General features: G+C 72.4%; 13 protein-coding genes. 6 read left to right on the top strand and 7 right to left on the bottom strand.

Annotated features, from left to right (window positions below):
* Nucleotide 1 precedes the first annotated feature (1 nt).
* The 4 genes from HPS36_RS04510 to HPS36_RS04495 form a co-directional block, all read right to left on the bottom strand.
* The gene (locus tag HPS36_RS04510; RefSeq protein WP_173228714.1) at nucleotides 2-925 is read right to left on the bottom strand and encodes a DUF5995 family protein; all 924 of its coding nucleotides are present in this window, start codon (nucleotides 923-925) and stop codon (nucleotides 2-4) included.
* An 82-nt stretch (nucleotides 926-1,007) separates the two neighbouring features.
* Nucleotides 1,008-1,955: an electron transfer flavoprotein subunit alpha/FixB family protein gene (locus HPS36_RS04505; protein ID WP_173228712.1), complete on the bottom strand. Its 948-nt coding sequence runs from the start codon at nucleotides 1,953-1,955 to the stop codon at nucleotides 1,008-1,010.
* The gene (locus tag HPS36_RS04500) at nucleotides 1,952-2,740 is read right to left on the bottom strand and encodes an electron transfer flavoprotein subunit beta/FixA family protein (protein WP_137716479.1); all 789 of its coding nucleotides are present in this window, start codon (nucleotides 2,738-2,740) and stop codon (nucleotides 1,952-1,954) included. Before HPS36_RS04500 ends, HPS36_RS04505 begins: the two co-directional genes overlap by 4 nt.
* 150 nt (nucleotides 2,741-2,890) lie before the next feature.
* Nucleotides 2,891-4,180 carry a helix-turn-helix transcriptional regulator gene (locus tag HPS36_RS04495; RefSeq protein WP_173228710.1) on the bottom strand — a complete coding sequence of 430 codons (1,290 nt, stop codon included), beginning with the start codon at nucleotides 4,178-4,180 and terminating at the stop codon, nucleotides 2,891-2,893.
* Between the two features lie 177 nt (nucleotides 4,181-4,357).
* Between HPS36_RS04495 and HPS36_RS04490 the strand changes: the two genes are divergently transcribed.
* Together HPS36_RS04490 and HPS36_RS04485 are read left to right on the top strand one after the other, a co-directional pair.
* Entirely contained in the window at nucleotides 4,358-5,734 is a 1,377-nt protein-coding gene (locus tag HPS36_RS04490; protein ID WP_173228708.1) for a DUF7094 domain-containing protein, read from the top strand.
* Nucleotides 5,735-5,812: 78 nt separating this feature from the next.
* Nucleotides 5,813-6,259, top strand: a complete 447-nt coding sequence (locus HPS36_RS04485) for a type IV pilin (protein WP_173230785.1) — start codon at nucleotides 5,813-5,815, stop codon at nucleotides 6,257-6,259.
* Between the two features lie 50 nt (nucleotides 6,260-6,309).
* Here the strand turns inward: HPS36_RS04485 and HPS36_RS04480 are convergent, their stop codons facing one another.
* Nucleotides 6,310-6,999 carry a methyltransferase domain-containing protein gene (locus HPS36_RS04480; protein WP_173228706.1) on the bottom strand — a complete coding sequence of 230 codons (690 nt, stop codon included), beginning with the start codon at nucleotides 6,997-6,999 and terminating at the stop codon, nucleotides 6,310-6,312.
* A 120-nt stretch (nucleotides 7,000-7,119) separates the two neighbouring features.
* Here HPS36_RS04480 and HPS36_RS04475 point away from each other — a divergent pair, with 120 nt between their 5' ends.
* Nucleotides 7,120-7,956 carry a DUF6663 family protein gene (locus tag HPS36_RS04475; protein ID WP_173228704.1) on the top strand — a complete coding sequence of 279 codons (837 nt, stop codon included), beginning with the start codon at nucleotides 7,120-7,122 and terminating at the stop codon, nucleotides 7,954-7,956.
* 24 nt (nucleotides 7,957-7,980) lie between these two features.
* Here HPS36_RS04475 and HPS36_RS04470 read toward each other — a convergent pair whose 3' ends face one another.
* Nucleotides 7,981-8,955, bottom strand: coding sequence for a C-terminal binding protein (locus tag HPS36_RS04470; RefSeq protein WP_173228702.1), 975 nt, complete (start codon nucleotides 8,953-8,955; stop codon nucleotides 7,981-7,983).
* A 142-nt stretch (nucleotides 8,956-9,097) separates the two neighbouring features.
* Here HPS36_RS04470 and HPS36_RS04465 point away from each other — a divergent pair, with 142 nt between their 5' ends.
* Nucleotides 9,098-9,403 carry a DUF7536 family protein gene (locus HPS36_RS04465; RefSeq protein ID WP_449405246.1) on the top strand — a complete coding sequence of 102 codons (306 nt, stop codon included), beginning with the start codon at nucleotides 9,098-9,100 and terminating at the stop codon, nucleotides 9,401-9,403.
* 103 nt (nucleotides 9,404-9,506) lie between these two features.
* Here HPS36_RS04465 and HPS36_RS04460 read toward each other — a convergent pair whose 3' ends face one another.
* The gene (locus HPS36_RS04460; RefSeq protein ID WP_008443026.1) at nucleotides 9,507-9,788 is read right to left on the bottom strand and encodes a MarR family transcriptional regulator; all 282 of its coding nucleotides are present in this window, start codon (nucleotides 9,786-9,788) and stop codon (nucleotides 9,507-9,509) included.
* Between the two features lie 282 nt (nucleotides 9,789-10,070).
* Between HPS36_RS04460 and HPS36_RS04455 the strand changes: the two genes are divergently transcribed.
* Entirely contained in the window at nucleotides 10,071-10,379 is a 309-nt protein-coding gene (locus HPS36_RS04455; protein ID WP_121561580.1) for an EMC6-like membrane protein, read from the top strand.
* Between the two features lies 1 nt (nucleotide 10,380).
* A complete protein-coding gene (locus tag HPS36_RS04450; protein ID WP_137716485.1) occupies nucleotides 10,381-12,201 on the top strand; it encodes a ribosome biogenesis/translation initiation ATPase RLI in 1,821 nt (606 codons plus the stop codon).
* Nucleotides 12,202-12,283 lie beyond the last annotated feature (82 nt).

Genomic DNA, 12,283 nt, shown 5'->3' with positions numbered 1-12,283 from the left:
CCTACGTCCGTCGCCGGACCGCCTCGCGAAACGCGCCGGCGGCGTCGGCGTCGGCCTCCGTCCGCCGGATCCGCGCGCTCGTCTCGGCGTCGAGCCCCGGTGCCAGCACGACCGCCGCCGCCCCCGTCGCGACGGTCTCGGTCCGCCAGTCGACGTACCGCTCGGCGAGCCGCGCCGGGAGGTCCGCGCGTAACACGGCGTTCCGCCACGCGAACTCCCGGGTCGCCGTCAGTCCGAGCAGGGCCAGCCGGTCGTCGAGGGGGTCGAACGCCGCGTCGATCCCGGCGATTCCGAGCGCTCCGTACGCCTCGACGAGGGCGTCTTGGGCGGTCTGAACGAGCCGGGCCAGGACCGCGTTGATGCGGTCGTGGTCCTCCAGCTTGGCGGCCCGGTCGGGGTCGATACCCACGTCGCCGAGGGTGTACGTGAGGTCGTAGGCGATGTGCGCGTTGATCCCGAGCAGCGCGTCCTGCGCGACGAGCGTCTCCCCGCGGGCCGCGGCGGCGAAGGCGAGCAGCCACGGCCGGGGGAGCGAGTCGAACGCCCGCCGCTCGAACGCGACCAGCGCCCGGCGGTAGCGCTCCGCGAAGGCGACGAGGTACGCCGCGGTCCACTCGGGGTCGACGAAGGCGCCGTCGTCGATGGCGGTCCGCACGGTCGCCGTCATCCGGCTGTACACCGTGAGGAACACCGCGCGGCGGTCGCCCCGCTCCCGGAGGTACGACTCGGTCTCCGCCAGCCGCTCGGCGACGTCGTCGACGGACGCGAACGGCGCCGCGACGAGGTCGAGCAGCGCCGCGTCCGGCTCGTCGTCCGCCAGGTCCGCGGCGATCGCGTCCCGCTCGCCGTCGGCCGCTCGGCGGAGGCCGACGAGCAGCGCTCTCGCCTCTGCGGTCGTCGGGACGGCGGCGCGGATCGGGGTCATGACTGGCGGACGGTCGGGCCGTCCGACCGCCCGGTACTCGGCCGGAGTCAAAGAACGTTGCTGCGAGCGGGCCCGGCGCCGACTACGCGAACTCGTCGATCAGCTCGGGCACCACGTCGAAGAGGTCGCCGACGATCCCGTAGTCGGCGATGTCGAAGATCGGCGCGTTCGGGTCGGTGTTGATGGCGACGATCGTGTCCGAGCCCTTCATGCCGGCGACGTGTTGGACCGCGCCGGAGATGCCGACGGCGATGTACACGTCCGGCGTGACGACCTTCCCCGACTGGCCGACCTGCCGGTTCTTCGGCAGCCAGCCGTTGTCGACGATCGGCCGCGAGGCCGAGAGGGTCGCGCCGAGCGCGTCGGCGAGCTCTTCGACGAGTTCGAGGTTCTCCTCCTCCTCGATGCCGCGGCCGACCGAGACGAGCACGTCGGCGTCCGCGATGTCGACGTCGCCGCCGCCGACCTCCTCGAAGCCCGTGACGCGGGCGCCCGACTCGGGGATGTCGACCTCGGCCGTCTCGACGGTCGCGTCGCCGACCCCCTCCGCCGGCGCCCACTCGCCGCCGCGGACCGTGATGACGAAGCGGTCACCGGCCACGTCGACGGTCGTCTCCACCTTCGAGCCGTACATCTCGCGGGTGACGGTGAGCCCGTCGTCGTAGTCGATCCCGACCGCGTCGGTCACGACGGGGGCGCCGAGGTCCTCCGCGAGCGCCGGCGCGTAGTCGAGGCCGTTGACGGAGTTCGGCAGCACCACCGCGCCGGCGTCGAGCCGGTCCGCGAGCGTCGAGACGGCGGCCTGGTAGGCGTTGTGGTCGAACTCCTCGCCGTCGTCGACGGCGTGGATCGCGTCGACGCCCTCGCGGTCGAGCTCCTCCGCGAAGCCGTCGACGTCGCCGCCGATGACGGCCACGTGGAGGTCGGCGCCGCGCGCGTCGGCGAGCTCCCGCCCGGCCGTGATCGCCTCGTACGTCACGTCCCGGAGCGCCCCGCGGCGGTGTTCGGCGGCGACGAGCACGCTCATCACGCGCCCACCCCCTTGTCCCGCAGGACCTCGGCAAGGCGACCCGCGGACTCGCCCGCGTCGCCCTCGATGATCTCCGCGTCGGACTCGCTCTCCGGCTCGTACATCTCGGTGATCGTCAGCGCGCTCTCGACCTCCTCGGCGCTCAGGCCGAGGTCGGACAGGTCCTTCGGAGCGATCTCCTTGCGCTGGGCCTGTCGGATCCCGCGGAGGCTCGCGTACCGCGGCTCGTTGAGCCCGGTCTGGACCGTCAGCACCGCCGGGAGGTCCACGTCGGTCAGCTCCTCGACGCCGCCCTCCAGCTCCCGGTGGACGTGCGCCACGCCCGCGTCCGCGTCGACGTCAAGGTGGTTGACGACCGCGGCGTGCTCGAACCCGATCCGCTCCGCGAGCGCGACGCCGGTCGCGCCGAAGCCGGTGTCCGCGGCTTGGACGCCCCCGAGGATCAGGTCCGGCTCCTCCTCCTCGACGACCGCCTCGAACAGGTCGACCTTCGAGGCCACGTCGGCGAACCCGCCGGCGAGCGCGTCGTCCCAGACGCGGACCGCGCGGTCGGCGCCCTTCGCGAGCGCCATCCGGATCGTCTCCTCGGCGCGCTCCGGGCCGACGGTGACGGTCACGACCTCGTCCGCGATCCCGGCCTCGGCGAGCTGGACGGCGGCCTCGACGGCGTAGTCGTCCCACTCGTTCAGGTCGTACTCGAGGTCGGACTCGGCGATGTCGGTCCCCTCGATCGCGAAGTCGTCGTCGGCCTCCGCGACCTCCTTGACGGTCACCAGAACCTTCATGATCGATACTCAGTCGCTCGTCCTGTAATGGTTTTCGGAACGAGCGACGGCGGACCAGCGGTTTCCACTGGTCCGGCCAGCGCTCGGTGCGAGGGCCGACGCCGCGCTGTCCGCCGGCGCTGCCCGCCACCGTCGCCGCGACCGGGGCCGCTACTCGTCGGCGCGGTCGCCGTCGCCGCCTCCGGCGTCCCCGTCGTCGGGCAGCGAAATGAGGTTCTCCCGGCCGAGCCGGAGCTTCTCGACGCGGCCCTCGTCGGCCATCGCCGAGAGCAGCTGCGACACCTTCGCGTCCGACCACCCGGTCTCGGCGACGATGTCGGCCTGCCGCATCCGACCGCCGTTGGCGTCGAGGAGGCGCTCGACGCGCTCCTCGTCCGAGAGCAGCGAGAGGTCCTCCCCGTCGTCGCCGGCGTCCCCCTCGTCGCTCGCGTCGGCGCCGTCGTCGTCAGCCTCCGGTCCCCGACCGGTGCCGCCGACGCCGGCCGGTGTCGGGCCGTCGCCGTTCGTCACGTCTTCGCCGCCGTTCATCGCCGACTCGCCCGGCTCGCCTCTCCCGGGGTTGATCCGGCGGTACCCGACGACGCTCCCGGCGACGAGGACCGCGGCGAGCACCATCGCGGCCATCAGCATCGTCCACGGGGCGCCCGCTCCGGCGGGGCCGTACACGATCGCCACGGGCTCGCCCTCCTCGAACGTCTGGGGGCCCTCGATGATCACGTCGCCGTCCGAGAGCTGGGTCACGGCGCTGCTCGGCGTTCCGGTGACGGTGTACCCCTCCGGCGTCGCCACCTCCAGCGTCTGGCTCGCCTCCAGGCTGCGGAGCCACGTCTCGTTGTCCGGCGTCGTCAGCGCGTCCCCGAGGACGAGGCTCTCGCCGTCCTGTTCGAGGAACGCCGTCCAGGTGAACGTGAGCCGCAGTTCGCCGACCGCGACCGCGTCCTCCGTCGCGACCTCGTACTCGCTCGGGTCCTCGTACACCTCGACCTCGCGCTCGACGTCCTCGATCGCCATCGAGCGGTCGACGTTGCGGTTTGCCTCGCGGCGGAACCCCTCGAACAGAGCGGCGTCGGGGCCGACCTCGCCGTCCTCGAAGCGGTCGCCGGCGGTCCTGAACGCCGCCGTCTCGTTCGCGTCCGCCAGCGAGTACCGGACCGCGACGGTCCAGTCGGCGCTGCGGTCGGGGTTCAGGCCGATTCGGATCCGCGTCGTCGACGACGACGTGATGCCGTCGTCGGTCTGCTGGCGGGCGGCCGTCGAGCGATCGCCGACGGTGCCGGCGACGCCCGGGCCGTCGGCGGCGGCCGACACGCGGATCGGGTTCTCGTCAGCGTCGAGGGGGGAGGGAGCCGTGACCGCGCCGTCGGCCGCGACGCCGGCGCTCGCGACCAGCGCGAGCGCGACGACGGCGATCAAGAGCACGCGAAGAGCGGGGTTCCGCATACGTCACGGGCCACTCGCGCGCCGGGCAAAACGCTTTCCATACGCTGTTTTTTGACAGGACGCCCGGCCGAGTCGCCGCTCGCGCTCGGGCGCCCTCGACGGCGACCCGGGCCCGTCGGCCCGGGCGGCCGGCCGCAGTGGGTGGACTTTTTGTGTCCCGGGCCGAACCGTCGGGCGATGAGAGCCCTCCCGATCGCCGCGGTCGCGGTCCTGTTGATCGTGGCCCCGGTCGCCGGCGTCACCGTCCCGGGCGCCGTCTCCCCGTCCGTCGCCCCGGCGGAGTCCGCCGATCCGGCCCCGTCCGTCGCCCCGGCGGAGTCCGCCGATCCGGCCCCGTCCGTCGCCCCGGACCTCCCCGCCGCTCCGGCGTCGCCCGGCGGTTCGACACCGCCCGCGGACCCGACGGCCGCCGCCGGCCAGCCGGCGCCGCAGATCGAAACGACGAACCTGACGCTCCGCACGCTCTCGACGCCGCCCGGGGCGGAGACGCGGGTCGGCACGTACGCCCGCGGCCCCGACCTCGGGTCGGCGCTCGGGTTCGCGACCGCCGACGCCGACGCGGCCGTCGAGACCGCGGCCGTCGTCGACCGGATCGAGGGCGCCGAGGCCGGCGTCGAGCGCCAACAGCAGATCCTCGTCGAGATCAACCGCGTCGAGCGCGCGGAGGTGGCGCTGTCGAGCCGCCAGGCGGACGCCTTCAGCGCGCACGCCGCCGGCGAGATGAGCGACCGCGAGCTGGTCGACGAGCTCGTCCGGGTGGCGGCGACCGCCCGCGAGTACGACGAGCGGCTCGAGGCCATCGACGCGCTCGCCGAGTCGACCGACGGGTTCAGCTCGCCGGGCCGGCTCGACGAGCTTCAGGTTGCGCTCCAGGTGTACGAGGGGCCGGTCCGAGACCACGCGCTCGCGACCGCTCGCGGCCAGTCTTCCCCGAACGACATCTACGTCGCGTCGAGCGAGGACGCCGTCGTGCTCGCGACCGTCGTCGACGGCGAGTACGTCCGCGAGGTCTTCCGGACCGACCGCTGGGACCGCGGCGGCGGCGACATCTCGAACGACGCGGCGATAGAGATCACCGAGGCGTCGTACCCCGAGACGGCCGCGCTGCGCGAGCCCGACGCGTTCGGCGCGGGCGCGGTCCAGCGGATCACCATCCCGCACGAGTTCGGCGTCCTCCGGACGTTCGTCAGCGGCGGCACCGAACAGGTGTTCGTCGAACACCAGCGCGTCGACCTGGCCGCGTTCCCCGACACCGAGCCGGTCGCGGCCGCCGGCGACGGGTTCAACGTCACCGTCGAGCGGACCTACCCCGGCGGGCCGGTGACGGTGACCGTCCTCGACGACGAGACCGGCGAGCCGGTCTCCGGCGTCACCGTCACCAAGTCCGTCGGCGGCGGCGACAGCCGGGCGATCGGCGCGACCGACGAGAACGGTGTCGTCCGGACGCTCTCGCCCGCCGAGCCGTACCGCATCACGGTCGTCGACGAGCCGCGCGTCGTCGTCCTCGACGGCATCGAACCCCTCCCGACGCCGCGGCCGGTCGACGACGAGTGACCGGCCGCCCGGGGCGACGCTTTTAGTCGAAAGCGCCCCACGCCCCCCGTGTCACCAGTTGCTCGCCGCGCCCGAGGGATGGCGCCCGTCGCGGGCGTGCTGCTCATCGCGATCACGGTCGTGTTGGCCGGCGGCGTCGCGGCCACCGCGCTCGACGGCCCGAGCGCGACGGTGCCGCCCTCGGCGGTGCTGTCGCTGTCGGCGACCGACGACCGGATCGCGATCGACCACCGCGGCGGCGACCCGATCGACGTCGCGGCCGTGCGGGTCCGCGTCAGCGTCGACGGCGAACCGCTCGACGAGCAGCCGCCGCTCCCGTTCTTCTCGGCCGCGGGGTTCCACCCCGGCCCGACCGGCCCGTTCAACTCCGCGGGCGACGACACGCTGCGCGTCGGGGAGACGGCCGCCTTCCGCGTCGCGGACACCAACGACCCGACGCTCGAACCGGGTCGACGGGTCACCGTCGAGATCACGGCCGACGGCCGGCCGGTCGCGACGCTGGAGACGGTCGTCGAGTCCGGGTAAGGTCGCGTCGGCGGGGGCCGGCCGCGCGTTCCGGCTCCCGGTCGACGCCGCTACTCGGCGCCGGGCGCCGAGGGGTCCGCGTCGGTGGCGGCCGCCGCCGACTCGTCGGGCGATTCGCCGTCGTCCGGGACGCGGGCGACGGTCGTGATGGCGCGGGGGCTCTGCGGCGTCGCCTGCTGGATGTGGTGTTCGAACTCCTCGTAGCCGGCCGCCTCGAACATCCGGTCGGCCTCGTCGGCGTCGTAGAACAGCATGATCGCGTCGGCCACCCGCTGGAGGATGGGGTTGTGCGGGTAGTCGGGGCCGACGACGAGGACCTGCCCGCCGGGCTTGGCGACGCGCCGGAGCTCGCGCAGGCCCTCGACGGGGTTCGGCCAGTACTCGATGGAGCCGGACGACCAGACCACGTCGAACGCGTCGTCGCGGAACGGGAGCCGTTCGGCGTCGCCGCGGTAGAAGTTCACGCGGTCGCGCTTCCCGAACTTCTCGAACGCCTTCTCCATCTGGTGGATGCTCTGGTCGAGCCCGTGGACGTCGTCGGCGTGTTCGAGCAGTCCCTCCGTGCCGAAGCCGGTCCCGCAGCCCACGTCGAGCACCCTCGGGTCGTCGCCGAACTCCAGCCACGAGAGCGCCTCCGCGCGCATCTCCTCGTTCCAGTTGAAGCTGTTAATCCGGTCGTACACCTTCGAGAGGTACTTGTAGAAGAGCCGGGCGTTCGACTTGTCCTCGAGGATCCCCATTTACCGGTTCCTTGGACCGGCGGCCCCATAACGACACGGATCCGCGAACGGGATCGACCGCGGACGAGCGGGCCGCGCCGCTTCCGACCGGCTTTTCCGCCCGCCGCCCCACCGCCCGGTATGGACCCGACGACGAGCGGCCGGTTCCGCGTCCACGACCGGCGCCGGCGGCCGGACATCGACGGCGAGTCGGACGGGGGCGCGGCCGGCGCCGACGCCGAGGAGTTCGTCCTCGTCGAGCTCGCCGACGAGCCGGTCGACCCGACGGCCCCCGACGCCGAGGACCGCTACGACCCCCTCTACGCCACCGCGGAGGGGTACGAGGGCGACCTCGGCGAGGCCGTCGACGCGCTCCGGCCCGGCTTCGTCGTCGACGCGACGCTGGCGTGGACCGACGGCTCCGCGCGCTTCCGCGAGGTCGAGGTCGTCCGCGAGACGCGCTTCCGCTTCGCCGACGGCGTCGAGGGGATGTTCGAGGCGGCCGTCGAGACGTGGCGGCAGATCCGCGCCGAGGGCGAGCCCGTCGGTTCGATCACGACCCGGTCGAACGACGGCGACCCCAACGGCGCGCTGTACCTCTTCGCGGACGCGCCCGGCAGCGACACCTTCGACGAGGTCCGCACGGGCCGGCTCCCCATCGAGCCGCTCGTCGCGCGCGTGAACGAGTCGCGCGACGACGACGGTCCGCGGGAGGTGTTCGTGTTACGCCCCGCGGCCCACGAGTTCGTCGCCGTCTACGTCGTCTTCGACCGCGACGGCGTCCTCGCGCAGACGGTCCGGGACACCTACGACCTCGGGGCCGGGCTGGCGGCGGGGCTCGACGCGAGCTACCCGGGCGGCGAGGGCGACGCGCCCGCCTCCGACGTTCCGGACGACGCCTCCGGCGACGCGGACGACTCGGACGGCGACGGCCCGCTCGACGGGGACGACGACTTCGACGCGCTCGACCGCCTGTAGGCCGCCCTCGGGACTCCGGCCGGGCTACAGCCAGTCCGCCTCGGGGTCCACCCGGCCGTCCGGCGTCTCGCCGTTCAGCACGGCCGCCACGTCGGCCGCGCCGCTCCGGTTCAGGTCGTCTTTCGCCTCCTCGCTGTACCACGCCGCGTGCGGCGTGACCACCGTGTCGTCACGGCCGACGAGCGGGTCGTCCTCCGGCGGCTCCTCGGCGAGGACGTCGAGGCCGGCGGCCTTTATCGCGTCGCGCTCCAGCGCGTCGAGGAGGGCGTCGGCGTCGACGACGGGGCCGCGGCTCACGTTGACGACCACCGAGTCCTCGCCCAGCCGGCCCAGCGCGTCCGCGTCGACGATCCCCCGCGTCGCGTCGGTCAGGGGGGCGTAGACGCCGACGTGGTCGGCGCGGTCGAACAGCGCCTCGAACTCGACCTTCTCGACGCCGCGGTCGGCCATCTCCTCGGCGTCGACGAACGGGTCGTGCGCGATCAGGTCGGCGCCGAACCCGGAGAGCTGTTCGGCCGCCCGCTTCGCGATCGGGCCGAACGAGAGCAGGCCGATCGTCGACGCGCTCACGCGCCGGGTCGGGACGCCGGCCTCCCAGCTCCACCCGCCCTCCGCGACCGCGTCGTCGTACGGCTTGAGCGAGCGCAGGCAGGCGAGGAGCAGCGAGACGGAGTGGGTCGCCACCTCGTCGGTGCAGTAGTCCGGCACCCGGGTGACGGTCACCCCGCGCTCCGCGGCCGCCGCCACGTCGACGTTGTCGACGCCGACCGCGGAGCGGACGACCACGTCGAGGTCCGTGGCGTCGAGCGCCGCCTCGGTGACGGGCGTGTTGATGTCGGTGACGACCGCGTCGGCGCCCGCCGCGGCGTCGATCAGGCGGTCCGTCGATCCCAGCTCCGCGACCTCCACCTCGACCGGCTCGTCGACCGCGTCGGCGAGGACCTCGCGGTACGTCTCCGGGTCTATCATCGGGAACGCCGACAGCACGACTCTGGGCATGCCCGGCCGTTCACCGCCGACCCACTTGACGGCTGTCACTAACGCTGTCAGGCCCTCTTCCGTCCGATTCGATCGTGATGGATCGCCGCACCGGGCGCCGCGTTCCGATGGCTCTTTGCGGCGGCCGGCCGTACGTCCCCCCGTGAGCGAGGACAGTTCGAAGCCCCCGATGCTGGTCCTGTTGGAGTCGCTGTCGTTCTATCGCAACGTCCGGATCGGGGCGGCGGCCGGCGCGCTGCTCGCGCTCTCGCTGTACCTCGTCCGGACCCTCGAACTGCTCGGGCCGGTGATCGACACGCGCGAGTACCCGCTGTTCGGGCCCGACGTGTGGTTCCTCCTGCTCGCGTTCGTGCTGGCTGCGACGTCGGCGCTCGCGGTGGCGGTCGTCCTCACCGTCGCGGCGGCTGTCCGGGGCGCACGCGAGGGCGGGGCGCAGCCGCCGGAGTAGCGGGGACGCCGCGCGGGACGGTCCCGAGCGCGCCGAACGCGTCGCTCGCCGTCGCCGAGAGAAGGTGAGAAGACTGACGGGGTGGGGAGTCGACCGCCGCGGGTCAGTCGGCGGTACAGGAGGCCTCGCCCTCGTCGGCGGTGAACTCCTGGGCCGGCTCCGTGAGCTTGTAGAGGTTCTGTCTGGCGTCCGCGAAGTAGACGTCCTCGTCGACGACGCCGATCCCTTCCAGCCGTTCGAGCGCGTACCGGACGGTGCGGGCCGACAGCATCGACTCTTGGACGATCCCCTTCTGGGTCAGCGGTCCGTTGTACTCGAGCACCTTGAAGACGAGTTTGGCGCTCGGTGGGAGGTCGTCGAGCCCCTCCGTTTGAGTTCCTTCCATCGTTACGATTCGAAACCGCACACGTTCATAAATGTTGATGGAGCAGCCCCGTCTCAGCGCCGTTTACCGGCGAAATCGGCCGCATCTCGCGTCACAAACCAGCAAAATGGGCCGCTAACACCCCGCTGGACTGACCAGTCAGTCAGCGATTCGGCTCGCGCGCGCCCCGGCCGCGGCGACGCGCGGCGGTGCCACAGCGGCGCGTCCCGAGGGTCGCCCGTCTTGCCCGCGGGCGACGGCGGGAACGAACGGCTTTTCACGGGCGCTCGCGGATCCGAAGGCATGAGCGACGATTCGGGCCTGTCCGACCACGCGCGCGGCGTGGTCGTCACGACCATCTGCTGTCTCGCCGGGATCGCGGCCGGCGTCGTCTCGGCCGTCTACGTCGGCACCGACCCGGCGTCCGCCGCGAGCACCACCGCGGTCTTCGTGCTCGGCGCGTTCGTCATCGCCCAGTACCCCATATTCAAGGCGGTCGGCGTCGGCGACCTCGGGGTCAAGGACAACCTCTACGTGGCGTTTCTCACGTTCACCCTCTGGTTCATCAGCTACACCGTCCTGCTGACGTCCGCCGTCGACCTGGGGGTCTGAGATGGCCGACGACAGCATCGCGGTCGTGGACCTCGATCGGTGCCAGCCCGACCGCTGTAACTACGAGTGTATGAAGGACTGCCCGCCCAACCGGACGGGCAAGGAGTGTATCACGGAGCGCGGCCCGGACGCCGAGGAGGGCGACCCCGACCAGATCCACATCTCCGAGGAGATCTGCCTGGGCGAGACCTGCGGCATCTGCGTCCAGTCGTGCCCGTTCGACGCTATCGAGATCATCAACCTCCCCTCCGAGCTCGACGACGACCCGGTCCACCGCTACGGGGACAACGCCTTCTCGCTGTACGGCCTCCCGACGCCCGAGCCGGGTAGCGTCACCGGCATCCTCGGGCCGAACGGGATCGGGAAGTCGACCGCCGTCCACGCGCTCGCCGGCGAGATGGTCCCGAACCTCGGCGACCACGCCGCCGACGGCGACTGGGAGCGCGTCCTCGACCGCTTCCGCGGCACCGGCCTCCAGAACTACCTCGAATCGCTGAAGGCGGGCGACGTGACCGTCGCGCGCAAGCCGCAGTACGTCGACCAGATCCCCAATCAGTTCGACGGGAACACCCGCGAGCTGTTGGAGCGGACCGACGAGCGCGGCGCCCTCGACGACCTCGTCGACCGGCTCAACATCCGCCCGGTGATGGACCAGGACATCGACTCCATCTCCGGCGGCGAGCTCCAGCGCGTCGCCATCGCGGCCTGCCTCGCCCGCGACGCCGACTTCTACTTCCTCGACGAGATCACGCCGTACCTCGACATCGGCCAGCGGATGATCGTCGCCCGGCTCATCCGCGAGCTCGCGGACGACGACGCCGCCGACCGCTCGATGCTCGTCGTCGAGCACGACCTCGCGATCCTCGACCTGCTCGCCGACACGCTCCACGTCGCGTACGGGGAACCGGGCGCGTACGGGGTCATCACTGATCCGAAGTCGGTCCGGAAGGGAATCAACGAGTACCTGAAGGGGTACCTCGACAACGAGAACATGCGGATCCGCCCCTCCGCGATCACCTTCGAGGAGCACGCGCCGCGGGTCGCCTCCCGGAGCGAGACGCTGATCGAGTACCCCGACCTGCGGAAGTCGTACGGCGACGGCGAGTTCGAGCTCCGCGTCGAGGGCGGCGAGATCAACCGCTCCGAGGTGCTCGGCGTCGTCGGCCCGAACGGGATCGGGAAGTCCACGCTCGCGCAGCTGTTCACCGGCGACTTGGAGCCGGACGAGGGCGAACTCGACTTCGCGCTCGACATCTCGTATAAGCCGCAGTACATCGACATCGACCAGCACATGCGGGTCGACGCGTTCCTCTCCTCTATCACCGACGAGTTCGGCTCCTCCTACTGGAACACCGAGATCGCCCAGCCGCTCCAGTTGGAGCGCGTGATGGAGCAGAACCTCTCGGACCTCTCGGGCGGGGAGCGCCAGCGCGTCGCCATCGCGGCGTGCCTCTCCGACGACGCCGACCTCTACCTGCTCGACGAGCCCTCCGCCCACCTCGACGTCGAGCAGCGCGTGCGGGCGACGACCGCGATCCGCCGGTACGCCGAGAACCACGACGCGACCGTGATGGTGATCGACCACGACATCTACATGATCGACCTCCTCGCGGACCGCCTGATGGTGTTCGACGGCGAGCCGGCCGAGCGCGGGCGCGCCGCGCCCCCGCAGGACATGCGCGACGGCATGAACGAGTTCCTCGCCGACCTGGAGATCACCTTCCGGCGCGACGAGCGCACCGGCCGCCCCCGGATCAACAAGCCGGGATCGCAGCTCGACAGCCAGCAGAAGCGCGACGGCGAGTACTACTACTCGGGCTGAGCCGACCTCTCGGTCGCTCGCGACCCGCACCCCGGCACTCTCTGTCCGATCCCCGCCGGTCGCCGCCGCCTCGCCGCTACCC

Source organism: Halorubrum salinarum (genome assembly GCF_013267195.1).
GTDB classification, from domain to species: Archaea; Halobacteriota; Halobacteria; order Halobacteriales; family Haloferacaceae; genus Halorubrum; species Halorubrum salinarum.
Note: the sequence above shows the minus strand (reverse complement) of the source record. Positions and strands in the feature narration are given on the sequence as shown.